Raw genomic sequence first — 22,557 nt, forward strand, 5'->3', positions numbered from 1 at the left:
TTTACATAAAATACTGGTCTAGTTTCGTGATGTCTTTTTTAAGCAATTTGTCCTTTGATAACTTCAAAAGATATTATTTTTCAGTTGACATACTACCGCAGGTCTTTTCTACAAAATGAAGTTTTTGTTCAGTTTTCAATTAGTTCTAGCCCGTAGCTTAATTTCAAATTACCTAATACATCTAACTCACCTACGTACCATTCTCTTCCTTGTGAATCTTCTGCAAAGTATTCTTCCGTTTCTTCGTGTAATTTCGCTTCTAGTATTTCGTTCTTTTTAACTTCTGCTATAATTTCATCTAAATCATCAAATTCTTTTGCATCCTCTAATACTCTTACTTTAATTGTTTTCATTTCTCTTCATCCTTCTTATATTCTCTTAATTTTTCTTGCATATCATAAATACCAGAATGTACTTTCTTGATATCTCGTTTTAACTGTTCCGGAACATCGTCCACAAGTGCTAGTACCGTATTTGCCCAACTCATAAATTGAGAAGCATTCCCCATATAAGCTAGAGCTTGGAAAACATAATCATCTTCTTTGCCAATTGCTTTTAAATTTTTCAGATTCGGACGATAATCTAATACGTTATCCGAAAACCCATTTTTAAGTATCGCTTCATTCATTGCGGATTGTATAATATCGGTTCCAAATTCTGAATATGCTTCAAAACATTCACACACTGTTTCTGGAGTCCATCCTTTTTCGACCAGTACTTTACAATTTTCAACCAACTCTTCATATGTTTTCATAGCTATCACCCTCGTTTTCTAATAAAATAGCGTTTTGGTTAAATATTTAAAATCTGTCCAATCGCAAACAATATAATTAGAATAATAATCATCAATCCTTCAATAGTGGATTTCATCTTTACTTCTCTCATCAAAATAAGGATTATATTTTGTTTTAGCAGTTTTATATTCAAAAAAACTGGAAGACTTTTTATGTTTATCGCAAGCATATACATCTGTAGGAAGATGCTTTCTCCCCTGTGAATCTCTACTTAATACAAATCCCTTAGTTGTTGCATCATTTTTGCATCCGACATAATTGCATTTCTCCACTTTCGTTTCCCTCCAAAATAACTATTTTGTTAAAGTTTAATAAGATAGTTCTGGTCTTTCCTCCGGTATGATGGAATCACTATCATCTATTTCATCAAGAATTATTTGTGTGCGATCTTGATTCATTTTCATTAATAACAGTTCAAATGAATTTAAATTTCTTAAAGATTTTAAATCGGGAACATTATCATATTGCATGTCCCATCCTTCACTACTTCTCGATTTCCATTTAGATAATCGAATGGCAAAGTTCATTTTCTCATCATGATCACATTCAAATACTAATGTTGCATATTTAAAGGAACTCCAATCCCTATCATCATCTTCAGCTACTTCAAACCTAACATCCACATATTCATACGTCGGTTCATCATCATAATCAACTTCTAATCCATCCGTTTCTACATTTTGTTCAACATGTTCTTTCCATTTCTCAAATAAGTCTGTTACCTTAATTGTTTTTTCTGCTGCTGGTATCATTAATTCTTGAAAATTACTTAATAACTGTTTATTTTCCAATGCTGAACTCTTTAGAATATCCACCAATACACTGTCTAATTTGGTTATATAATTCGAGTAATCATAGTTTTCTAGATATGGCACCATAACCGACTTCACTTTTTCTTCAATCACTTTTGTGTAGAGTAAGCACCCAGCGCCTTTTCACATCTCTGTGATAGGTTTCCAAATGCTCCTCTCCGAACCGGACTTACACGTCTCCATGTATCCGGCTCTCCATCTGTCATCTGCGTTTTATATCTCGCCTTTGTGCCTCTTGATATGACACTCTTTACAAAGAGCGATTGTTTTACGATTTCTCGCTATCATTTGTTGTTCGAGATATGATTTATTCGACTTTTCTCGAAGATTTTTCAACCTTTTAACATGGTGCATGTGTATGAGCGTATTGTTTCGTCCACATAATTCGCATGTTTCTGCTTTAATTCGGTCTGAGAGCTTTGTTGTACTCAGTGTGTATCTAGTGTTTGGTACAACATCTGTTTGTTCTTTAGAAATTCCATTTACTCTCGGAAAACTTCGCTCAATAAAGTGGATTTGTTTCATTCCTCTTTTTGTTCCGTATTCCACTGTAAAACGTCCATTTTTCATATACTTTTTCCGGATATGTTTGGTACGCTTTTTATATTTCGTAGCGAATGTTTTTATCATCGAATAAAACATAAAATAGGCGAATCGATGCATATGATTACTCACGTTTTCGGCTAGTCGATAATAGTTATACAATCCACGTATTTCACTGTTATACTGGGCAACAATCTCTAAATCCTCATTTCGTTGGAAGTAGTTTCTTGGTTTAGGCTTCCAAGTGCCGTTGGCACTCAATTCAATGGCTTGATATTTCTGTAACTTATTTACCCATGCTTCATGTGGCATTTTTAATTGGACTTTACCATTTAGTAGTCTTTTCTTTCTTCCTAGACTATCGGTGCGTATCGCTTCACTTTTGAATATTTTTACTTCGTACCCAAGAAATTGAGCACATGTACTTGAAGCATTTGTTATCAGTGTTTTTTCCATGGACAGTTCTAAATTTAATTCCTTTTTGAGAAAGTTAGCTATTTCATTTTTGACAAAGCGTGCATCATCTTTAGAACCGATAACTCCTATAAGGAAGTCATCTGCATATCTTACATAGGTAAGTCGTTTATATTCATTGTCCATTGGATCACTGTACGGCATTTGTGTTAGTGTTTGTTTCAATGCCTTTATCTTTTCCTTCAAGTCTGCCATATTCTCAAAATCGTCCTGCTCATAAGCACGGTCAATTTTCTTCTGTAGCCCACGCACTTTACTACGTAATCTTTCGTATTCAGCATTTTGTTTACGTTTTATGCCTATATCAAAGCTGGTTTTGAAAGATTTCATGTAATTATCCAATTCATTTAGGTAAATATTTGAGAGTATCGGACTAATAATACCGCCTTGTGGTGTGCCACTATATGTGTTATGAAACTTCCACTCGTCTAAGTATCCAGCCCGTAAGAATTTCCAAATAAGTTCTATAAAAGTTTCATCAGCAATTCTTTTTCGCAAAATTTTCACCAAAGTGTGATGTTCAATGTTATCAAAGAAACCCCGGATATCCCCTTCTATGAACCACTTACTTCCTGTAAAAGTGCGCTTTATCTCCAACAAAGCGCTATGACAACTTTTCTTTTTACGATAAGCGTGTGAGGAAATCGAAAAGTTGGGTTCATAAATTTCTTCTAAAATCATCCGAATTACTTCTTGCACCAATTTGTCACAGAAGCTAGGTATTCCTAAAGGTCTTTTCTTCCCATTTTTCTTTGGGATATAAACCCTTTTGGATGGATAAGGTTGATAACTCTTATTTTTTAACACTTCGATGAGCCGACTTATTTCTTCCATAGAAAATCCATCAATAGACCGTTTGTCTACTCCCATAGTTAATGCGCCATCGTTTTGACTTAGATTATCGTATGCCAGTAAAAAGAAATCTGGATTGTAAAGGTTTCGATAGAGTCTTGTATATTGATACTTTTCATCTAAACTCTTCTTTCGCAGATTGCTTAACACTACTTTTGGACATTGCATAGTGCCTTTCGCACCTCCCCAATTTGGTAGTAAGCTAACAGACTGCCTTCCTTCGCCTTGTACTAGGCTTTCCCTAGCTCTGACTACTACGAAGGCTCCGTTGCCATATCAGATATTCATAAGCCATACTTCTTGACTTGTTAAGTCTTGAAGTTATCCTTAATAGCCATTTCGGCTTTCTGACTTAGGCAATCCCCATTTAGTAGACAAGGAACTTGCGCGTACGATGTCGGATACGATTTTCACACGTTTCTTCTATATAGAAGCGGGCAACAGATGACCCTATTCATGTAGGATGACTTACACTATCCTCATGACATCTGTTGAATCTCGTTTGTAAGCATCTTCCGAGATTAGTTACGGTAGCCTTCCTTGTGCTATCGTTCAAGCAGTCTAGCTTTTATCCTTATTCGTACTTTATATCTTGCCGTTCAGTCGTGACTTGATGCTTAGTCAACTTACGGCTTTCTTGGCATGCTGTTGTCCCCCTTCAGTTTCCCTCCGAAGTAAACCAAGTGATACTAGGTCATTTAGGGTTGACCTAACGGCTTGCAATCACCGTTTTTCCTTGCCCCCTTATGGGCGCACTAAATCTCCATAAGATCCAAATAAACTCCCTAACGCATTGTTAATGCCTTTTTCTAACTGTTCCTCAATTAACTTCTCAACCGTTCCTTCTGCTAACTTCTTGCCAATCACGTCTTTTATGCTGTTTTCTAAATTCATTATTATCGCTCCCTTATTTTTGTTTTATATTCAAATAACGCTTTGGTTATAAATTAATTATCATCAAAAAACACACCGACCACTTTTCTTGCACTTTCTCCTTCTCTTAATGTGCTATTAAAATTACTGACAAGTTTTTCTGCATACTCCAACGCTTTTTCTTCGCTACATTTCTTCGATATCTTTACCCATTTAAAATTATCGTTTTTTCTTGTGATTTCTTCATCCCACTGTATTCCTGTCCCTGCTTTTTCAACCTTCATTTTCCACATGTTTACACCCTCCGTTTTAAAACAAAATTCAAATTTTATTTGAACTTATTCGTAATCGTTGTTTGTGTATGAGACACTTTTCCCTTTACCCAATATAAGACTTGCTGTCCGTAGCCGCTCTTTGGGGGTTCTTCGAAGTTGATTTTTCCATCCACCACAATGTAGATGCCGTTTGTTTTCATGTCTATTTCTCTTTTCATCTATGCCTGTTCTCCTTTGCATTGGCTTGTCCATTTTAGGAAATTCCTGTGCTCTCTTGATAAAAATGCCCTTAGTCCAGCTCCATAATTTCTTTCAATGTTCGATTGGACACATATACTTTAATGATTTGAATTCTCCCGTATGTTTCTACTGCTTTTTCTTTTGCTTCAGCCTCTGTATTCACTTCAAACCAACGTAACTTCTGTTTTTCATCTCGGTCAAAAAATTCTACTGCATAGGTAGGTGTTACTGAATGATTAGAGAGGAATTTCTCAGCCGTACTATGCGCTGTATAATCCATGTTTCCTACGATATCTTCAAAGGTTAATTGTTCCATACACTCAACTCCATTCCCACAAAGTGATTGATTTCTCCCCTTTACCGTCTATAACTTTCTCCCTCGACTTCAATCAAATAGTCATTTGCCATCCCTAGCAATCTATCAGCAGCTGCAAACCCAATTTTTTCAGGTAAGGTATATTCATCTTCATTTGAGCTAAAAATGATGGGCGCTTTACGCTTATATCGCTCATTAATGATTTCGTAGTACATTTCTTCACGGGATTCTGTATGTTTGCTCTTACCTAGATCATCCCAAACCAGCACATCCGCATACTCTACGACTGTATGGAGCTTTTCAAAATACTCCTTTTTATCATCACGCTTTGCTGACATAATCTCTGTCATAAAAGTGACATCACTTATACAAACTACTCTGCACCCTCTCGGTTGTGCATTTACAATGTCTTTATTTACAGTTTGAACATTTTGTATAATCCATCTAGCAGCTGCGATTTGTAGATGCGTTTTACCTAATCCGTAATTGTTGTGAAGTTTCATTTTCTCAACCCGTTCATTGATGGATAAAGCTTTTAACCTTCCCTCGCCATATGTAGCGATATATCCAAAGCTATTGCGCTTCGTATCCCTGATTTCATTAAACTTTTTTAAGTATTCCATCATGCTGTTAAACATTTTCTTTTGCATATCGGTATGACGAATATAATTTTTAAAACGTGCTTCTTCAAATTCTTCTGGTATCATTGCATTTTTCAACCTTGCTATTTCAGATTGTTTCTTTTGGCAATCACACATTCTACCTGTCCATCCATTTAAGATCATTCCCGTTCCACTGCATAACGGACAGGTATCATTAAGCGTCTTCTCCGAGCCATTCAATGTTATTTTCATATTCTTGTTGTGATTCCTCTCGTTCCTTGTCTGTAAGTTCTCTCCACTTTCTTGTTGGTTCTGGCAATTTTTCATAGCCCTCTTTTGCAAATCTGCCATGACTTCCGCTATGCTTGCGAATCTGCTCATTTTTCTTCACCTCGTGTTCTTCTTTGGCTTCAATCACTAGCCTGTCCCATTGCTTTCTCAACTTACTAGGTGACAATATATTCTTTTTCCAGAAGGAATGATCCTGAGACCATTCCAAGAGATACACAATTTGTTGATTTGTTTTCTTGTCTCTTTCGCGAATTAAGCGGAATTCATTGGCCCACTTCTCGAAGTTCGGCTCTTTATGTTCTGGGTTAGTTTCTAAAATTAACTGGAATAACAATTTGGCATGCTCCATGTCGCAAGTTTCAAACTTGTGACAAGAAGTCTTTTTATTTGTAGTAATCTCTGTAGTATTCTCTGTAGTAATCTTTGTATTTGTCCCACGTTTCAATGTAGGAGCCTCCTCCGTTTTAATGCGGGAGTCTCTCTCATTAGAATGTAGGAGGGTGTCACTTTCTGATGTGATAGGTTCATGATATAAAATAGAAATTTTTTCGATGTTTTTCACAATTGGTTCCACATACATAACGTTGTTATGCCTCGTCCCGTTAACTATGATCGTACGAAATTCAATTGCAATTAATTCTCTTTTTACTAAGTATTTGCATGCTTCTTGTACTTGTCTTTTAGTAAAACCAAATGAATCAGCCAATTGTTGATAACTTTTTTGAAGTTTGTCTGCTTTAAATTTTTGTTTATACTGGATTTCATTCGTTCTTTCATCCTTTATTTCAGTTGGTTTATACCAATAAAAAATTTCGCTAAGTATTGTAATCGCAACCATATATGGCTTGCCGTTTTCTAGAGTAAGGTACTTAAACCAACCCTGGTCTAAAGTGTTACCTTGAAGATTTATTCTTGCGACTTGTATTACATTGCTATTCATCCCGTCACCCTTCTCTATCTAACATTTTTTCAATATATCTTTATTGCCAGGGTATTTGATATTTCTCAACATAAAGATTGAATATTTTTTATTTTCAATCTTTATTTTTTTGTTTTTTCCTGTTAAAATCATTATTAAATCGTATTCTTTCAAGAAATGCCCTTTCTCTCGGCCTGTGAAAACAGGTCTTTTTTGCTTCTCTTACGCAATATGTGTTATGATGAACAACACATATGTTTCTATTAGATCACCAGCCCCAACTGGTGGTTTCTCTTTATCATTCTTTTCCCTAAGAAAAAGGATTTTTGTTTTAGTGGCTTATAATCTGGATTCATCTTTAAAAATGCCCGTGTCTTTCTTGTTTGAACAGTAGATTTTTTCATCTCTAATTTCCTAGCTATTTCTTCTGTGGTATACCCTTCACCGACGTGCAGAATAATTGACTTTTCTTTTTCTTCAAGTACACTCGTCACTTCTTCAAATTCAATGGATAATATTGCTTCTTTTTCCACATCGATAGGAGACACTGCATAAAATTCGTTTACTGTTTCCTCATCTCGATGCAAATCAATCGAATGAATATTCATTTTATTCCGTTCCTCATGACCAACTCGTCTGCTTATCTTAAAAGACGTTCCTTTCAAGTGAAGCTCATCACTCATTGCCCATTTCATACCTTTCATCACGTATGCATTGAATGTATCTACTCTCTCTGGATCATAATTCACACAATGCTCCCATAAATACAGATGGCCAACTTGAATTAAATCATCTAAATCCATATTGTTTATTTCTGCAATCTTTCCAGCTCTTGCAATACCCCCAAATTGTTGCTTTATCGCTGCAATTACTAAATATTTCTTTTCTTCAAATAATTCTTCTGCTGTCATTTCCTTTTACCATCCTTCCCTAAAAATAAATTAACTAAATTTTCTTTATTTTATCAACACTTATATTCCATATATGCTATACTGTATATATACCTCTAGGTATTTGGCATATTCATGCCAAGTTTTTTTGTTCGAGAATAATAGCTTTGACGAGAGGACCTAATTTTAGGTCTTTTTGTCTTTCTACGTCAGATTTTCTTGTTTAACATGAAACATGTATCTGTTACAATTTGAATGAAGGCAACATGTACATACTTGTAATCGAGACCTCGTATGTGCACACTCCAGTACTATTTTTGCTAAAAGTCCTATTTTATAGGGCTTTTTTACTTTTAACTGTACTCCTCAGAAAGCGTACTAACATGCGCTCTCTTCACAACTGAAGCATTGATACCTCTGCTTCTTAAATGTGCTACAATCCCTAGAATGCTTTTACGATCCTGTTCAAGTTGGATATCATGTTTTTCTTTCTCACGATATAACGCTATAAGCTCCCTTCGAGCCAATCTTGCTTCCTTAATCCAAATGCAAAGTAACAATGGGTCATTCTTTTGAATTGCTTCTACTTGTTTCTTTTCACAATGCTGTAAAAATTCATCTAGTATTTGTTTTTTCTTTACATCTTTCTTTAAAACTGATAACGTCATAGCGCTTTCTCCCCTCAAATTCATTCCACATCTTTTGTAAATTCTTTGATTGGTTTATCTAGAGCATAAACAACAAGTAAAAGCCCACAGATCAGAAACCCAGTGATACATACTGAAAAAACACTTTCTTCCATCATGGTTATTTCCTCCTTCCAACTTTTTTTACATCTCAGAGAACTTAATTTGAGAGTTTACTATATTAATTTTCTCACTCAGCACAATAGGTAACGTATACGCTCCAACAATCTTTGTTGCAAGTGCCAAATGACCACGTTTAATTGCTTTATGGCTTGTTACTCCAAATTCACGATATAACTGATTATAAATATCACGGTAGACCTTACCTCTAATCCCCGCATGTTGGTATGCATTAGATTGTTTACCACCTAATAGCGCAACGCCATGACGCTTGACTGCATTTGATATTTCATCGCATTCTACAGCGAATAACGGAGCATTTTCCCTTAAATCTTTGACATCTGATTTGATGTGCTGGAGTTCTTGCTTTTGCCCTTCTAGCGCTTCAAAAGTAAGCTTTAAAATACTCATGGGATCTGTAGGCACTTGTTGCTGTTTTTTGATGTATTCCTTCATACGTTTAAATTCTTGTATAAATCGAATTTTCGTTTGCACTGCTTCTTTTGTGTTGTACCCAAAAACAACTAATGTAAAAGCTTCCTCTGTTAAATTGTACTTTGGATATTTTCGACCACGTTCATTTGTATAATTTGACTGGTAAAAATTAACCCGTGAAAACTCTTCACCTGCATAATCAATTTGAGTTCGTATATCCTTTAACACATTGTTATGGTCCTTATTAAATATTTCAGCGATTGTTAACGAATCTGTTACTACCTCACCATTCTCTTCAAACACCAGTTCATTATGTAGCGGTTGCTTGTTTACTACTGTTAATTGATCCATATAAAACCCTCCTCATTTTTAATAATGCTTGTCCACCCTATGCACTTGGAATGACTCGTATTGAGTTCGTATGACGATGCACTAAATGTAATTCGCCATCTACTTTCTTAAAGATTAGCCATGCATCTGCATTTAAGTTGTAAGAATTGATATGTATTTTCTCTCGTTTAGTTGGTCTTTTACCGTTTTTCAAGAGTGCCTCTCCTCCTTTTCTGTTTATTTTGCAAACAACTCGTCCACTGTTGTTTTGAAGTATTTTGCTAGTTTCTGAGCTTCTTTTAAGGTAAAGTCACTTTTTCCATGTTCTTTTAAATAATATGTTTTTGGGGCTATATTAATTAAATTTGCAATTGTTTCTTGTGTCATACGTTGCTCTTTTCGAGCAATAAATAAGTTTTTATGCATTTTCATCATCCTTTGCAATCAATATTTTCTAAAAGTTAAATCCAAATATTTTAATTAGATTTTTTTTTTATTAACCTTAGATAAAAACGCTCAAAAACGAACTTTTCGTTCGTTAAGTTATTAAAAAAAATCTCATCTACAGATTCCCCTAAATAGTCAGATATTTTTTTCGCTATTTCCATTGAAGGATTACGTTCTTTTTTGTCAATCATTCTCACATATCTCTCTGTCACTCCACAATGTTCCGCTAGATTTTTATAAATAATTGCTCGCTTCATATTTTAACACCCCCTTCCGAACAATTTGTTCTCTTATTATCGTACTTAATACTAATATTTTTGTCAATGACTTTTCGAACATAATGTGCTATTATTTTAATTAAAGTGAACAGAAGGTTCAATATGCCATTTTAAGAGGTGAATGCATTGATAGGTATAGGAGAGCGAATTAAAAAAATAAGAAAACAACGTAATTGGACACAACAAGTGTTAGGAGAAAAAGTAGGTGCTTCTTCCCGTGTAATTGGATATTACGAATCAGAGGAACGATTCCCTTCGCCAGATACCATTTCAAAATTATCTGATGTTCTTGAAGTGACATCAGATTTTCTTCTGGGGCGTAGCGAAAAACCTGATTTGGATATGAAAGCTTACATTAAATTTAAAGAGATTATGGAACGCCTAGACAAACTGCCTGAAGACAAGCAGGAAGTTGTATTACAACAAATGTTGGCTATAACAAAAACGTTAGAAGAATATCATAATAACGAAAAAAATAGCCCCTCTCATTAGAGTTAGGCTATTTTTTAAACCCTGAAGCTTCTTTCTATATATTTAGATGTTTTTTCCGGTACACTTTTATTTACAACCTTTAAAAATAATCTTACGATTTCTTCTTTTTTCATTTCCAATTCCTTTACAGATTTCCCTTCTCCCATTTCTATCCATTCCTTTCTAAAACAAATCGATTTATAGAAATTTTAACATTTCTGGAAAGTAAGATTGGAAAAGTAAACAAATTCTTTGTTTATTTTTTTTGTTTACTGATAAGATCAATCCATAAAGAAATATAATCAAAATAAAAAACACAGCCAATGCTGTGTTTTTACCCCCCCGGTTTAATTTCTACGGATTGAAATGAATTCTTTTTAATCATATTATACGAAACACTGCTCACTGCTAACATTGAAAAGGCGCAAAGTATCAAAGCAAACTTTTTCATTTTCATCCACTCCCTTATCCATATTATAATCAATCATTTGCTGCACTAGCAAGGAATTATCTCCTCTTCTTCTCATTTCTTTAGCCACTAAACTCACAAAAAGGTAGTTTGATTGAACAAGAAATTCCTTGAAGCATTCGTATAACCTATTTGGGTTTGAATCTGCAATGGCCAAAAATAGCCTCAGAAAATCTTTTTCTCCATGTTCCTTTAAAATCTCTTCTAATCCTGCACGCGAGTATTCGTTTAGAGGATTTATTTGATAATTTATTAAACGCGCATCTGAATCTTCCGGCAAACTAATATTTAAATATATCTTGACAACGTCTAAATTATAACGTGCAGCGGCTTCAATTGAATTATCGTTTATTTTTTGAGATAAATCATAACTTTCTTTTAAATAATTCAAACATAGTTTTTCATTATCAATTAAATACGACATCCCCAATACATATAAAGCATCTGAAACTGTTTTTTTACATAGGTTAGCTTCTATCAATACTTTAGCATAGTACCTTGAAGACTCTAAGTTTTTTCTTTGTAAATTCAGAGGTGAAAATACTTCTGCAAGTCGGTACATATAGCATTCTTTCAGAAACATTTTACGGTCACTCTCATCAATCAAATTTAGTTCTTGTTCAATTTCATCCACCAAATCAAACATCGCATTAAATTTCTTCTGATGATAATAGTCATAGCACTTCATAATATCAATTAAGATATTTAACATGTTGTCAGTAGGACGGTTATACATCTTTAAGTGTTTAATAATTTCGTTACCCGAAATTTCGTCACTCATATATTTATATAACACACTATAAACCGTTACATATTCTCCCACCGTACCACAATCATTTTTATGTTTTTCTAATAATTTATTCAATAAATCTTTATCTCGAATTAATGATGCATATTCAAAACTATGTTTAATTGCTTCTGTACTATCTAATTCTAAACACCATTCCTTTAATTGTTTTGAAGGATTTTCGTTTGGCAATGTTAAAATCGAAGTTAGTTTCAATAAATTTGTAAAGCTGATAATACCGTGACTTTTGAATTTTTGTAAATATTGTTTCGAAACGCCAATTTTATTTGCTACATCTACAAAATTTAAATCGTCTCTCTCTTTAATTAGGCTACATATTTTCTTATGTAGTTTCAAAGAAACTCCTCCTTCCTTAAACATAAACAAACAACTGGGCTTTCTCAAATAAGAAAACAGTCTATGATAAAAATACACATAAATATAACGAGAACTTAACATACAGAGAAGTATGACCCTGAATTAATTAAGAGCGCGTTGCAAAGAGACCTACTGAGATTACCTTACACAAACCTTTTTAGAAATATTCAGACAATTAAAATCAAAGATTTTTCGACACAATTATAACACGAGTATATCCTCCTTAACATGCCTGTAAAACATTTCTCAAGTTCTAACATAAAAAAATATAAAATTGAATATATGACCTCATATTCCTAACTTTATTTTAACTAGATAAGAAAAAAACATCCAATTTCATATTTTTTCAACCAGCCAATCTGAATTTTACAAAAAACATTTCTCAAAAACTTTAGAAAATAGTTGTGTTAGAATTAGTATAAAGGGATAGGGATTTTCTATATAAGAAAATATGTTATTAAAATTTAAGTGGTTTAAGTCGAAGGAAGGCGCTCAATTTATTTTGGGCGTCTTTTCTTTTGGTAACAAACAGTGTTATAATCTACAAAATTAATCGAATTATTACTCTTTAAAAGTACAGGAGGGATCCCCCATGGTAATCTATAAAGATGAAAAGCGAGGAACGTATTATTTTGTTGTGAGAGTTCGTCAGTTTGACGGAACACTCAAGCAAGTAAAGCGTCGTGGATTTAGAACTAAAAAAGATGCACGTGAAGCCGAAGCAAAGATGTTAATTGAAAAAGAAACTACAGCCAGTTTAACTTTTTCCAAAATTGCGGATAGTTATTTTGACTGGTATTCTCAAAGAAGGAAACAGTCTTCTATAATCACCATTCAAAACGTTATCTATAATCACCTACTAAAGGAATTCGGAAATTTAAAAATTAATCAGATTACACCCAAACATGTTATGAATTATCAAAATAAAATTATTAATAATTATTCTGCTGATTCCTTAAAAAAGTTTCATACAGTACTTTCAGCAATATTTAACTTTGCAATCAAATTCCATGGCTTGACCAGTAATCCCGCAAGGATTGCAGGAAACTTCGAAAAAGAATCCAATAAAAGGATGAAGTTTTGGGAATTCAGTGAATTCAAAAAATTTATTGATGTTGTAGAAGATCCAATTTATAAAACCTTCTTTTCAACGCTTTATTATAGCGGGGCTAGAAAAGGTGAATTATTGGCCTTAACATGGAAGGACGTAAATTTTGAAGAAAAAACTATAGACATAAATAAAACAGAATTCAACAGACAAATTACAAAACCCAAAACTAAATCATCCAATAGAATTATTATGTTACCAATGCATGTTATCAATTTGTTAAAAGATTTACAAAAACTTTATATGTTGAATATACCACTCAAAAATGATTATGTTGTATTCGGAGAATTCTATAGTAGCATAGCTATAACAACACTTCGTGAAAAATATGAAAAATATCTTAAAGCTTCCGGTGTTAAAAAAATCTTACTTCATGAATTTCGCCATTCTCATGCATCTTATTTAATAAATAAAGGCGTTAGCCCACTTGTAGTAGCCCAACGCCTAGGTCATTCCAATGTATCAACCACTTTAAATACGTATAGTCATTTATACCCTTCTAAACAAGCAGAGGTTATTGCATTTATGGAGGACGATTTGGTATAATTGTTACCAAATTGTTCCCAAGATAACTAAACACCTTGTTATCAATACGTTTACAGAGATCTTACCAATCTAGTTGCTCCAAGAAGTTATATACATCCTCATGTAGCTCGTCACGCTGCTTATCAAGTGTAATGACATGCGTAGAGTCTTCATACCATTTAATGTCTTTTAACGTTGATTCTACACCGTTATAAATAATGTTCGCACTATCTGTATTAATCATTTCATCATGACGCGCTTGTACAACAAATGTTGGTGCATAAATCATGTCCACATTGTTACGTACGTCAGCAATTAATTGTTGTAATGCTTTTAATGTATTCATCGGTGTCTTTTGGAATTCCAACATTTCTTGTTCAATTTGCTCTGGTGATTTTTGCTCACGCTTTTTATATTCGCGGGCATATGCCAATATACCTTGGTACATCGTTTCTTCACTCTTAATATACATTGGTGCACACATTGGTACTACACCTAAAACCGGTACTGTATAACCTAATTTTAGTGAAAATACTCCGCCAAGTGACAATCCAACAACAGCAATTTTCTCAAAACCTTTATCTTTTAAAAGTTGATATGCTTCTGTTACATCTTGCCACCAATCTTCAGGACCTGTATGAACAAGCTCTTCTGGTGGTACACCGTGCCCTTTATAAATTGGTGCATGACAAGTGTAGCCTTTCTTTTCCAAGAAACGCCCTAACATACGTACATCAGCTGAGTTCCCTGTGAATCCATGTAGTAATAAAACAGCGCGGTCTCCACCCTCAAATGTAAATGGTTTCGGAGATGCTAATTTCATCATGTACTTCTCCTCTTTCTCTTCTGTAATCTAGTCGTATTCTTTCTATATCTAGTGTACCATATTTATATTTCTATAATCTAATTAGAAACTTTTTTCAAATAGCAAAACAAAAAAAGAAGAACCATTAGTACCATTCACTAACGCTTCTTCTTTCAATTCTATAAATTGAAGTACGTAACACCAATTGTTAATACAAAGAACAATACAGCTAAAACAATTGTAATACGGTTTAATACCGCTTCAATTCCACGTGCCTTTTGCTTACCAAATAATTGCTCCGCACCGCCTGAAATTGCACCTGAAAGGCCTGAGCTATTACTAGATTGCATAAGTACCATAACAATCATTAAAATCGATACAATAATAAGTAAAACTGATAATAACGTATGCACTTGGCGTACCTCCTACAAAGATTCAGTTATTGTAACTGTAGCATAAATTCTATAGAAAAGCGAGAGCTATAGAGGCGCTCTCGCTTTTCTTCTATTACATAAACATCATCGCAAATAACGGTCCAAGTAAACATGTCAAAATTGCTGTTAATGTCATTGTTACCGATCCAATAACACCTTCATGTTCGTTATTTTTCATCGCTCTCATAACCCCCATAATATGAGAAGCACATCCAAATCCGATACCTTTACCAACTGAGTTTGTAACACGGCTCCATTTTAATAAAAGGGGGCCTGTAATCGTTCCAGTAATACCTGCGATAACAACGAAAGCTGCTGTTAAGGAAGGTACACCACCGACTTGCTCTGAAACACTCATCGCAACTGGCATTGTCACCGATTTTGGTAAAGACGATAAGATTAAGCTTTTATCCGTGCCCATAAGTGAAGCAATCGCAAAATCACTAGCGATTGCAACTGTTGTACCTACTAATACGCCACCAGCAATCGGTACAACATATTTTTGCAGAACATGACGTTGTTTATAAAGAGGAATTGCAAATGCTACAACACCGGGTCCAAGTAGCTTTGCAATCCAGCCACCACCACTTTCCATATAATGTTGATACGGTATATCAAGCACGATAAATAGGAAAGCCATTAATCCAGTTGCTACAAGCATTGGAATGGTGAATGGTGTTGGAAATAATTTATAGATTTTTTTAGATAATTGATATAATAGCACCGTAAAAAGAACCCAACCGACTCCGATTAATATTTGGCTCATCGCGACTCTCTTTCCTTCCTATTCGCAAGATATTGTCCTGTATGTCCTGCGACAATAATAATTAAAAATGTACTCGCTACAACTGTAATGAAAAGAGAAATTCCTTTACTCATAAAAAAAGCACCGTAATTCATTAGGCCAAGCGTTGGCGGAATTAATAAAAACGGCATAATAGCAACGAGTGTTTCTGCTCCTAAATCGAACCATTTCACTGGAAGAACTTTTAGGCTAAGTAAAACAAGTAAGAGGAACATTCCAATCAAACTTCCTGGGATCGGAATGTTTAACATTTCTTGTACCCAAGTTCCAACCATATAAAACACGTAAAGAGCTGCAATTTGGACAAGAATCTTTGTAAATTTCATGTTCATCATCCCTCATGTTTATACGATCTTCTGTTAATATCTTTATCATAGTATAAATTGTAAAAAGCTGCAATTTATCAACTTGACAGCAAAAACAGCCTATGTTATACGCTTACAACCTTGATACGACTGCATTTCTAAACGAAAATTAAATCAAAAACCTTGACCTAATATAAAAAGTTTTTATTTTCCGAATTTAAAAGACTATTATTTCAATAAAATAATCTTTTTATTCTTAAACTTACATATATATAAAGTGAAACTTTAATCCATGAGATTCCCCTCATCCTTATTGATTATTAGCCCTCACCAAGCTGGTTTGTACGGGATAAACAAGATAGGTGGTGAACATATGCCCAAAAAAGTTCTCATTTTTTGTGATCCTGGGATTGATGATACGATGGCTCTCCTCTTAGCATTCTTTATCGATGAAATAGAAACCGTCGGTATCGTTGCTGATTACGGCAATGTTCCAAAAAAAATGGCCGTAGAAAATGCTCATTTTTTTAATAACGAAACAAAGAATAGAAATATCAAGATATTCGGTGGTTCAGAACGTCCCCTTACTGGTGCCCCACCTGCGTTTTTTACGGATGTACATGGAAAACAGGGGCTCGGTCCAATTATTCCAAAGGTGAATGTGACTAACGGAGAAATGGAGAATTTTTTTGAAGTTATTCCTCTTATTGAACAGTATAAGGATGAATTAATTATTGTGAGTTTAGGAAGACTTACCTCCCTAGCAATTTTGTTTATCATGTGCAAACAGTTAATGAAACAAATTAAATCTTACTACGTAATGGGCGGTGCCTTTTTACATCCTGGTAATGTTACCCCTATTTCCGAAGCAAACTTTTATGGCGATCCTACTGCCGCTAATATAGTCCTTCAATCCACAGCTAACATGTACATATACCCATTAAACGTCACTCAATACTCCATCATTACACCAGAAATGGCAGAATACATTGAGGCAAAAGGAAAAGTTCCACTTGTCAAACCGTTATTTGATCATTATTACTACGGATATTATAAAGACGCCCTACCACATTTAAAGGGGAGCCCCTTCCATGACACAATACCAATACTCGCTTTACTTGATAACTCTATGTTTACCTATCACAAATCACCTATCGTTGTCATGACAGAATCCTCTGCACAAGGAGCAAGCATAGGGGAATTTCGCTCTTTAGTGAACCAGAAGCCATTTATTGATTGGCCGGTTCATCAAATCGCAATTGATTTTGACTATAACCGCTTCTTCAAACATTTCATGTCACTTATGACGGGTGAACAATTTTAGCATAAAAAAACAGACCGTGATTTCTCACGGTCTGTCGTTTATTTTCTACAATTATCGTTTGATGTTATAGAAAGATTTGATACCATCGTAAACAGCGATTTCGCCTAGTTCGTCTTCGATGCGTAATAATTGGTTGTACTTAGCAATACGGTCAGTACGGCTCATAGAACCAGTTTTGATTTGGCCAGCGTTAGTTGCAACTGCGATGTCAGCGATTGTAGCATCTTCAGTTTCACCAGAACGGTGAGATACAACTGCTGTGTAACCAGCACGTTTAGCCATTTCGATAGCTTCGAAAGTCTCAGTTAAAGTACCGATTTGGTTAACTTTAATTAAGATTGAGTTAGAGATACCTTTTTCGATACCTTCAGCAAGTTTTTGAGTGTTAGTTACGAATAAATCATCACCAACTAATTGTACTTTATCACCGATACGCTCAGTTAATAATTTGTGACCATCCCAGTCGTTTTCGTCTAAACCATCTTCGATAGAGATGATTGGGAAGTCTTTGCAAAGCTCTTCATAGAAATCAACCATTTCTGCAGAAGTTAAGCCAGTACGGCCTTCGCCTGCAAGGTCATATTTACCAGTTTCTTTGTTGTAGAACTCAGAAGAAGCAACGTCCATTCCTAAGAATACGTTCTCGCCAGCTTTGTAACCAGCTTTTTCGATAGCTTCGATGATTACTTCTAAAGCTTCACGGTTAGAACCAAGGTTTGGAGCGAATCCACCTTCGTCACCTACTGCAGTGTTAAGACCTTTGTCATGTAATACAGCTTTAAGTGCATGGAATACTTCAGCACCCATACGGATTGATTCTTTGAATGTTGGAGCACCAACTGGTAAGATCATGAACTCTTGGAAGTCAACGTTGTTATCAGCGTGAGAACCACCGTTGATGATGTTCATCATTGGAGTTGGTAATTGTTTTGCATTGAATCCACCAAGGTAACGGTATAATGGAAGACCTACGAAGTCAGCTGCTGCGTGAGCTACTGCCATAGATACACCAAGGATAGCGTTAGCGCCTAGTTTACCTTTGTTTGGAGTGCCATCTAATTCGATCATAGCACGGTCGATACCAGCTTGGTCAGTTACATCGAAACCAGCGATTTCTGGAGCGATAATTTCGTTAACGTTGTTTACTGCGTTAACAACACCTTTACCAAGGTAACGAGATTTGTCACCGTCACGTAATTCTACTGCTTCGTGCTCACCAGTAGATGCACCACTTGGTACGATAGCGCGTCCGAAAGCGCCGCTTTCTGTGTAAACTTCTACTTCTACAGTTGGGTTACCACGAGAGTCAAGGACTTCGCGAGCATAAACATCAATAATTGTTGACATAATAAATTCTCTCCTTTTTATATAAGCAAATTATTTAATAATTGTTTTACCTGTCATTTCTTTCGGTTGTTCCACATTTAAAAGTGTAAGCATTGTTGGAGCGATATCTCCTAAAATACCACCTTCACGAAGCTCTACATCATTTTTTGTAACGATGAAAGGAACCGGGTTAGTTGTATGAGCTGTCATAGGACCGCCATCAGCAGTTAACTCCTGATCAGCATTACCATGGTCAGCAGTAATAAGTGCTACACCATCTTTTGCAAGAATCGCTTCTACAACTTTTCCTAAACATTCGTCAGTTGCTTCTACTGCTTTAATTGTTGGTTCCATCATCCCAGAATGGCCAACCATATCACAGTTCGCAAAGTTAAGAATGATAACATCATGTTTATCATTTTCGATTTCATTTACTAAAGCGTCCGTTACTTCGTAAATGCTCATTTCAGGTTTCAAGTCATACGTTGCAACCTTCGGTGAGTTAATTAAGATACGCTCTTCTCCTGGGAATTCAGCCTCACGACCACCGCTAAAGAAGAATGTAACGTGCGGATACTTTTCAGTTTCCGCGATGCGAAGTTGCTTTAATCCCGCTTGCGCAACAACTTCACCTAAAGTGTTATCAAGGTTCATTGGCTTGAATGCCACGTAACCATCTACAGTTTCACTGAAGTGTGTCATACATACGAATTCTGGAATGTGAGGTACTTTTTCACCACGATCGAACTCACGGAAGTCTTCGTTTGTAAATACACGAGCAATTTGAATTGCACGGTCTGGACGGAAGTTATAGAAGATAACTGCATCATCATCATTGATTGTTGCAACTGGCGTGTTATCTTCGTTAACAATTACAGACGGCAATACGAATTCATCATAGATACCGTTCGCATAAGAGTCTTCTACACACTCTTCTGCTGATTTATAAGTAGGGCCTTCACCATTCACCATAGCACGGTAACATTTTTCTACGCGATCCCAACGCTTGTCACGGTCCATAGAGTAATAACGACCAGAGATAGTCGCGAATTGTCCTACTCCTGTTTCTTTAATTACTTCATTCGTTGCATCGATATAACCTTTTGCTGTTTGTGGTCCAACATCGCGGCCGTCTAAGAATGCATGGATATAAACTTTCTCCACGCCTTCTTTTGCTGCTAGGCGAAGAAGAGCAAACATATGGTTCATGTGACTGTGCACACCACCGTCAGAAAGTAAACCGAATAAATGAAGTGCAGTACCTTTTTCTTTTACACTTTTAATTGCATTTTGGAAAGTTTCGTTCTTATCGAACTCACCTTCACGAATTGCAACGTTAACGCGTGTTAAGCTTTGATATACTACGCGGCCAGCACCGATATTTAAGTGACCAACCTCAGAGTTACCCATTTGACCTTCTGGAAGACCTACCGCCTCGCCACAAGCTGTAAGCGTTGTGTGAGGGAATTTGTTCCAGTAACCATCAAAATTAGGTTTCTTAGCTTGTGCTACAGCATTCCCGTAAGTTTCTTCACGAAGTCCGAAACCGTCAAGAATGATTAAAGCTGTTGGCTTTCTCATTTTACCGCCCCCAGAAGACCTAAGAACGAAGCAGGCTCTAAGCTAGCACCGCCAACTAAAGCGCCGTCGATGTCAGATTGTGCCATATACTCTTTAATGTTTTCTGGTTTTACGCTACCGCCGTATTGGATACGAACAGCTTCTGCAGCTTCTGGAGAAACAGCTTCTGCAACAACTTTACGGATGTGCGCACATACTTCGTTTGCATCTGCAGAAGAAGAAGATTTACCTGTACCGATAGCCCAGATTGGCTCATAAGCGATAACAGTTGCTTTAACTTGCTCTTCTGTTAAACCTGCAAGTGCTTTTGTCACTTGACCTGCTACTAGATCAAATGTTTTTCCGCTTTCGCGCTCTTCTAAAGTCTCACCACAACATACGATTGGTGTTAAACCATGTTCAAATGCTGCGATAGTCTTTTTGTTTACTGACTCATCTGTTTCGGCAAACATTTCACGACGCTCAGAGTGGCCAAGTACTACATAGCCAACTTTTAAGTCGCTAAGTGCTACTGGGCTAATTTCGCCAGTGAATGCACCATTTTTTTCGAAGTGCATGTTTTGTGCACCTACTTGTAAGTCAGTTCCTTCAGTTGCTGCTACAAGGCGCTCTAAGAATAGAGCTGGAGAGCAAACTACTGCATCAACAGCTGAAGCTGCTGGGATTTGACCTTTAACTTCCTCTACGAAGCTAACTGCTTCTGATAGAGTTTTATTCATTTTCCAGTTACCTGCGATAATTGGTTTACGCATGCTTTGCACCGTCCTTTTTCTTTGGCTGCTACTTATTTGTCGTTAAGACAAACTACACCTGGAAGCTCTTTACCTTCCATGAATTCTAATGACGCACCGCCGCCAGTAGAAATGTGGCTCATTTTATCAGCCATACCGAATTTTTCAACAGCTGCTGCAGAGTCACCACCGCCGATAACAGAGTATGTATCTTCTGCATCTGCTAATGCTTGTCCTACTGCTTTTGTACCTTCTGCGAATGGAGTCATTTCGAATACACCCATTGGTCCATTCCATACAACAAGCTTAGAATTTTTAATTACATCTGCATAAATTTCACGTGTTTTAGGACCGATGTCCACGCCTTCCCAGTTAGAAGGGATAGAGTCGATACCAACGATTTTAGTTGTTGCAGTTTCAGAGAATTCCTCAGTGATTACAACATCAACTGGCATGTAGAAGTTTACGCCTTTTTCTTTTGCAAGTTGCATAAATTCTTTAGCTAGTTCGATCTTGTCGTCTTCACATAGAGATAGACCAATTTCATGACCTAAAGCTTTAACGAATGTGTAAGCAAGTCCACCACCGATGATTAAGTTATCTACTTTGTCTAATAGATGACGAATTACACCGATTTTATCTTTTACTTTCGCACCACCGATAATAGCTGTAAATGGACGTTCTGGGTTAGAAAGTGCTTTACCAAGTACATCTAACTCTTTTTCCATTAATAGACCAGATACTGCTGGTAGGTAGTCTGCGATACCTGCTGTAGAAGCGTGAGCACGGTGAGCTGCACCGAATGCATCGTTTACGAAGATGTCAGCAAGTGCTGCAAATTCTTTCGCAAGTTCTGCATCGTTCTTTTCTTCGCCCGCATAGAAACGTACGTTTTCAAGAACTAATACGTCGCCTTCGTTCATTGCTGCAACCATTTCTTGTGCAACTGGTCCGAATGCTTCGTCCGCTTTTTTAACGTCTTTACCAAGAAGCTCACCTAAACGTGCTGCTACTGGAGTTAAACGCATTTCTTCTACTACTTGACCTTTTGGACGGCCTAAGTGACTTGCTAAAATAACTTTCGCACCTTGCTCTACTAAATATTGAATTGTAGGAAGAGCTGCACGGATACGAGTTTCATCTGTAATTTTGCCTTCTTTCATAGGTACGTTGAAATCAACGCGGCAAAATACACGCTTACCTTTTAAATCTACGTCACGAATTGATTTTTTGTTCATTGGATTTCCCTCCGACTACTAGTTAGGATTGACAAAACCCACTCAAAAGCTTAACACATTTGCTTTTAAAACGAAAGAAGAGAGAGAGGGAAC

Annotated in this window: 29 protein-coding genes; 3 read left to right on the top strand and 26 right to left on the bottom strand. The window is 35.9% G+C overall.

Annotated elements, in window-relative coordinates; translation table 11 throughout:
* Positions 1 to 128: 128 nt before the first annotated feature.
* From MR168_RS21305 to MR168_RS21385, 17 genes are all read right to left on the bottom strand, one after another.
* Entirely contained in the window at positions 129 to 353 is a 225-nt protein-coding gene (locus MR168_RS21305) for a hypothetical protein (protein ID WP_016111358.1), read from the bottom strand.
* Positions 350 to 754, bottom strand: coding sequence for a hypothetical protein (locus MR168_RS21310; protein ID WP_086402467.1), 405 nt, complete (start codon positions 752 to 754; stop codon positions 350 to 352). The genes MR168_RS21305 and MR168_RS21310 overlap by 4 nt, the downstream gene beginning before the upstream one ends.
* A 99-nt stretch (positions 755 to 853) precedes the next feature.
* Entirely contained in the window at positions 854 to 1,066 is a 213-nt protein-coding gene (locus MR168_RS21315) for a hypothetical protein (protein WP_086402468.1), read from the bottom strand.
* Positions 1,067 to 1,102: 36 nt separating this feature from the next.
* The gene (locus tag MR168_RS21320; protein WP_242291475.1) at positions 1,103 to 1,699 is read right to left on the bottom strand and encodes a hypothetical protein; all 597 of its coding nucleotides are present in this window, start codon (positions 1,697 to 1,699) and stop codon (positions 1,103 to 1,105) included.
* A gap of 120 nt (positions 1,700 to 1,819) precedes the next feature.
* The gene (locus MR168_RS21325) at positions 1,820 to 3,643 is read right to left on the bottom strand and encodes a reverse transcriptase/maturase family protein (RefSeq protein ID WP_174402561.1); all 1,824 of its coding nucleotides are present in this window, start codon (positions 3,641 to 3,643) and stop codon (positions 1,820 to 1,822) included.
* 576 nt (positions 3,644 to 4,219) lie between these two features.
* Entirely contained in the window at positions 4,220 to 4,369 is a 150-nt protein-coding gene (locus MR168_RS21330; RefSeq protein ID WP_153579223.1) for a hypothetical protein, read from the bottom strand.
* Positions 4,370 to 4,422: 53 nt separating this feature from the next.
* Positions 4,423 to 4,641: a hypothetical protein gene (locus MR168_RS21335; protein ID WP_086411355.1), complete on the bottom strand. Its 219-nt coding sequence runs from the start codon at positions 4,639 to 4,641 to the stop codon at positions 4,423 to 4,425.
* 35 nt (positions 4,642 to 4,676) lie between these two features.
* The gene (locus tag MR168_RS21340) at positions 4,677 to 4,841 is read right to left on the bottom strand and encodes a DUF3954 domain-containing protein (RefSeq protein ID WP_016098383.1); all 165 of its coding nucleotides are present in this window, start codon (positions 4,839 to 4,841) and stop codon (positions 4,677 to 4,679) included.
* Between the two features lie 71 nt (positions 4,842 to 4,912).
* Positions 4,913 to 5,179 carry a hypothetical protein gene (locus MR168_RS21345; protein ID WP_000436951.1) on the bottom strand — a complete coding sequence of 89 codons (267 nt, stop codon included), beginning with the start codon at positions 5,177 to 5,179 and terminating at the stop codon, positions 4,913 to 4,915.
* A gap of 41 nt (positions 5,180 to 5,220) precedes the next feature.
* Entirely contained in the window at positions 5,221 to 6,033 is an 813-nt protein-coding gene (locus tag MR168_RS21350) for a DnaA ATPase domain-containing protein (RefSeq protein WP_016098382.1), read from the bottom strand.
* The gene (locus tag MR168_RS21355; protein ID WP_086402972.1) at positions 5,996 to 7,012 is read right to left on the bottom strand and encodes a DNA replication protein DnaD; all 1,017 of its coding nucleotides are present in this window, start codon (positions 7,010 to 7,012) and stop codon (positions 5,996 to 5,998) included. Before MR168_RS21355 ends, MR168_RS21350 begins: the two co-directional genes overlap by 38 nt.
* 242 nt (positions 7,013 to 7,254) lie before the next feature.
* A complete protein-coding gene (locus MR168_RS21360) occupies positions 7,255 to 7,902 on the bottom strand; it encodes a sigma-70 family RNA polymerase sigma factor (protein ID WP_086402971.1) in 648 nt (215 codons plus the stop codon).
* 332 nt (positions 7,903 to 8,234) lie between these two features.
* A complete protein-coding gene (locus MR168_RS21365) occupies positions 8,235 to 8,549 on the bottom strand; it encodes a hypothetical protein (protein WP_086402892.1) in 315 nt (104 codons plus the stop codon).
* Between the two features lie 162 nt (positions 8,550 to 8,711).
* Positions 8,712 to 9,473 (bottom strand): Rha family transcriptional regulator, encoded by a 762-nt coding sequence (locus MR168_RS21370; RefSeq protein WP_086402891.1) that lies wholly within the window; start codon positions 9,471 to 9,473, stop codon positions 8,712 to 8,714.
* A 37-nt stretch (positions 9,474 to 9,510) separates the two neighbouring features.
* A complete protein-coding gene (locus MR168_RS21375) occupies positions 9,511 to 9,666 on the bottom strand; it encodes a DUF6906 family protein (RefSeq protein WP_172448378.1) in 156 nt (51 codons plus the stop codon).
* Between the two features lie 23 nt (positions 9,667 to 9,689).
* Positions 9,690 to 9,878 carry a helix-turn-helix transcriptional regulator gene (locus MR168_RS21380; RefSeq protein ID WP_086402890.1) on the bottom strand — a complete coding sequence of 63 codons (189 nt, stop codon included), beginning with the start codon at positions 9,876 to 9,878 and terminating at the stop codon, positions 9,690 to 9,692.
* Positions 9,879 to 9,928: 50 nt separating this feature from the next.
* On the bottom strand, positions 9,929 to 10,156 hold the full coding sequence (locus tag MR168_RS21385; RefSeq protein WP_086402889.1) for a helix-turn-helix transcriptional regulator: 228 nt from the start codon (positions 10,154 to 10,156) through the stop codon (positions 9,929 to 9,931).
* A gap of 150 nt (positions 10,157 to 10,306) precedes the next feature.
* Between MR168_RS21385 and MR168_RS21390 the strand changes: the two genes are divergently transcribed.
* Positions 10,307 to 10,669, top strand: a complete 363-nt coding sequence (locus MR168_RS21390) for a helix-turn-helix domain-containing protein (RefSeq protein ID WP_086402894.1) — start codon at positions 10,307 to 10,309, stop codon at positions 10,667 to 10,669.
* A gap of 365 nt (positions 10,670 to 11,034) precedes the next feature.
* Here the strand turns inward: MR168_RS21390 and MR168_RS21395 are convergent, their stop codons facing one another.
* Positions 11,035 to 12,261: an AimR family lysis-lysogeny pheromone receptor gene (locus tag MR168_RS21395; RefSeq protein WP_228490294.1), complete on the bottom strand. Its 1,227-nt coding sequence runs from the start codon at positions 12,259 to 12,261 to the stop codon at positions 11,035 to 11,037.
* 613 nt (positions 12,262 to 12,874) lie between these two features.
* Here MR168_RS21395 and MR168_RS21400 point away from each other — a divergent pair.
* Entirely contained in the window at positions 12,875 to 13,936 is a 1,062-nt protein-coding gene (locus tag MR168_RS21400; protein WP_086402888.1) for a tyrosine-type recombinase/integrase, read from the top strand.
* A gap of 61 nt (positions 13,937 to 13,997) precedes the next feature.
* On the opposite strand, the gene estA is transcribed toward MR168_RS21400, so the two are convergent.
* From estA to MR168_RS21420, 4 genes are all read right to left on the bottom strand, one after another.
* On the bottom strand, positions 13,998 to 14,738 hold the full coding sequence (gene estA / locus MR168_RS21405) for a carboxylesterase (protein WP_000761976.1): 741 nt from the start codon (positions 14,736 to 14,738) through the stop codon (positions 13,998 to 14,000).
* A gap of 161 nt (positions 14,739 to 14,899) precedes the next feature.
* On the bottom strand, positions 14,900 to 15,133 hold the full coding sequence (gene secG / locus MR168_RS21410; RefSeq protein WP_000557264.1) for a preprotein translocase subunit SecG: 234 nt from the start codon (positions 15,131 to 15,133) through the stop codon (positions 14,900 to 14,902).
* 94 nt (positions 15,134 to 15,227) lie between these two features.
* Positions 15,228 to 15,920, bottom strand: a complete 693-nt coding sequence (locus tag MR168_RS21415; RefSeq protein WP_000078309.1) for an LrgB family protein — start codon at positions 15,918 to 15,920, stop codon at positions 15,228 to 15,230.
* Positions 15,917 to 16,285 carry a CidA/LrgA family holin-like protein gene (locus MR168_RS21420; RefSeq protein ID WP_000673222.1) on the bottom strand — a complete coding sequence of 123 codons (369 nt, stop codon included), beginning with the start codon at positions 16,283 to 16,285 and terminating at the stop codon, positions 15,917 to 15,919. Before MR168_RS21420 ends, MR168_RS21415 begins: the two co-directional genes overlap by 4 nt.
* 352 nt (positions 16,286 to 16,637) lie before the next feature.
* Between MR168_RS21420 and MR168_RS21425 the strand changes: the two genes are divergently transcribed.
* Positions 16,638 to 17,588 carry a nucleoside hydrolase gene (locus MR168_RS21425; protein ID WP_086411356.1) on the top strand — a complete coding sequence of 317 codons (951 nt, stop codon included), beginning with the start codon at positions 16,638 to 16,640 and terminating at the stop codon, positions 17,586 to 17,588.
* 51 nt (positions 17,589 to 17,639) lie between these two features.
* Here MR168_RS21425 and eno read toward each other — a convergent pair whose 3' ends face one another.
* From eno to MR168_RS21445, 4 genes are read right to left on the bottom strand one after another with little or no spacing between them, the layout of a single operon-like run.
* Entirely contained in the window at positions 17,640 to 18,935 is a 1,296-nt protein-coding gene (gene eno / locus MR168_RS21430) for a phosphopyruvate hydratase (protein ID WP_000103951.1), read from the bottom strand.
* Positions 18,936 to 18,965: 30 nt separating this feature from the next.
* Complete coding sequence (gene gpmI / locus MR168_RS21435; protein WP_086411357.1) at positions 18,966 to 20,495, bottom strand: 2,3-bisphosphoglycerate-independent phosphoglycerate mutase; 1,530 nt, start codon at positions 20,493 to 20,495, stop codon at positions 18,966 to 18,968.
* The gene (gene tpiA, locus MR168_RS21440) at positions 20,492 to 21,247 is read right to left on the bottom strand and encodes a triose-phosphate isomerase (RefSeq protein WP_001231038.1); all 756 of its coding nucleotides are present in this window, start codon (positions 21,245 to 21,247) and stop codon (positions 20,492 to 20,494) included. The genes gpmI and tpiA overlap by 4 nt, the downstream gene beginning before the upstream one ends.
* 32 nt (positions 21,248 to 21,279) lie before the next feature.
* Positions 21,280 to 22,464: a phosphoglycerate kinase gene (locus MR168_RS21445; RefSeq protein ID WP_001036350.1), complete on the bottom strand. Its 1,185-nt coding sequence runs from the start codon at positions 22,462 to 22,464 to the stop codon at positions 21,280 to 21,282.
* Between the last annotated feature and the right edge of the window lie 93 nt (positions 22,465 to 22,557).

Origin of the sequence: Bacillus cereus group sp. BfR-BA-01356 (genome assembly GCF_022663635.1) — a bacterium.
GTDB lineage: Bacteria > Bacillota > Bacilli > Bacillales > Bacillaceae_G > Bacillus_A > Bacillus_A cereus.

What these genes read in the sequence shown, in the direction of transcription:
- MR168_RS21305 (WP_016111358.1), bottom strand. Translation starts at nt 353, where the DNA reads ATGAAAACAATTAAAGTAAGAGTATTAGAGGATGCAAAAGAATTTGAT.
- MR168_RS21310 (WP_086402467.1), bottom strand. Translation starts at nt 754, where the DNA reads ATGAAAACATATGAAGAGTTGGTTGAAAATTGTAAAGTACTGGTCGAA.
- MR168_RS21325 (WP_174402561.1), bottom strand. Translation starts at nt 3,643, where the DNA reads ATGCAATGTCCAAAAGTAGTGTTAAGCAATCTGCGAAAGAAGAGTTTA.
- MR168_RS21330 (WP_153579223.1), bottom strand. Translation starts at nt 4,369, where the DNA reads ATGAATTTAGAAAACAGCATAAAAGACGTGATTGGCAAGAAGTTAGCA.
- MR168_RS21335 (WP_086411355.1), bottom strand. Translation starts at nt 4,641, where the DNA reads ATGTGGAAAATGAAGGTTGAAAAAGCAGGGACAGGAATACAGTGGGAT.
- MR168_RS21340 (WP_016098383.1), bottom strand. Translation starts at nt 4,841, where the DNA reads ATGAAAAGAGAAATAGACATGAAAACAAACGGCATCTACATTGTGGTG.
- MR168_RS21345 (WP_000436951.1), bottom strand. Translation starts at nt 5,179, where the DNA reads ATGGAACAATTAACCTTTGAAGATATCGTAGGAAACATGGATTATACA.
- MR168_RS21350 (WP_016098382.1), bottom strand. Translation starts at nt 6,033, where the DNA reads ATGAAAATAACATTGAATGGCTCGGAGAAGACGCTTAATGATACCTGT.
- MR168_RS21355 (WP_086402972.1), bottom strand. Translation starts at nt 7,012, where the DNA reads ATGAATAGCAATGTAATACAAGTCGCAAGAATAAATCTTCAAGGTAAC.
- MR168_RS21360 (WP_086402971.1), bottom strand. Translation starts at nt 7,902, where the DNA reads ATGACAGCAGAAGAATTATTTGAAGAAAAGAAATATTTAGTAATTGCA.
- MR168_RS21365 (WP_086402892.1), bottom strand. Translation starts at nt 8,549, where the DNA reads ATGACGTTATCAGTTTTAAAGAAAGATGTAAAGAAAAAACAAATACTA.
- MR168_RS21370 (WP_086402891.1), bottom strand. Translation starts at nt 9,473, where the DNA reads ATGGATCAATTAACAGTAGTAAACAAGCAACCGCTACATAATGAACTG.
- MR168_RS21380 (WP_086402890.1), bottom strand. Translation starts at nt 9,878, where the DNA reads ATGCATAAAAACTTATTTATTGCTCGAAAAGAGCAACGTATGACACAA.
- MR168_RS21385 (WP_086402889.1), bottom strand. Translation starts at nt 10,156, where the DNA reads ATGAAGCGAGCAATTATTTATAAAAATCTAGCGGAACATTGTGGAGTG.
- MR168_RS21400 (WP_086402888.1), top strand. Translation starts at nt 12,875, where the DNA reads ATGGTAATCTATAAAGATGAAAAGCGAGGAACGTATTATTTTGTTGTG.
- estA (WP_000761976.1), bottom strand. Translation starts at nt 14,738, where the DNA reads ATGAAATTAGCATCTCCGAAACCATTTACATTTGAGGGTGGAGACCGC.
- MR168_RS21415 (WP_000078309.1), bottom strand. Translation starts at nt 15,920, where the DNA reads ATGAGCCAAATATTAATCGGAGTCGGTTGGGTTCTTTTTACGGTGCTA.
- MR168_RS21420 (WP_000673222.1), bottom strand. Translation starts at nt 16,285, where the DNA reads ATGAAATTTACAAAGATTCTTGTCCAAATTGCAGCTCTTTACGTGTTT.
- MR168_RS21425 (WP_086411356.1), top strand. Translation starts at nt 16,638, where the DNA reads ATGCCCAAAAAAGTTCTCATTTTTTGTGATCCTGGGATTGATGATACG.
- eno (WP_000103951.1), bottom strand. Translation starts at nt 18,935, where the DNA reads ATGTCAACAATTATTGATGTTTATGCTCGCGAAGTCCTTGACTCTCGT.
- gpmI (WP_086411357.1), bottom strand. Translation starts at nt 20,495, where the DNA reads ATGAGAAAGCCAACAGCTTTAATCATTCTTGACGGTTTCGGACTTCGT.
- tpiA (WP_001231038.1), bottom strand. Translation starts at nt 21,247, where the DNA reads ATGCGTAAACCAATTATCGCAGGTAACTGGAAAATGAATAAAACTCTA.
- MR168_RS21445 (WP_001036350.1), bottom strand. Translation starts at nt 22,464, where the DNA reads ATGAACAAAAAATCAATTCGTGACGTAGATTTAAAAGGTAAGCGTGTA.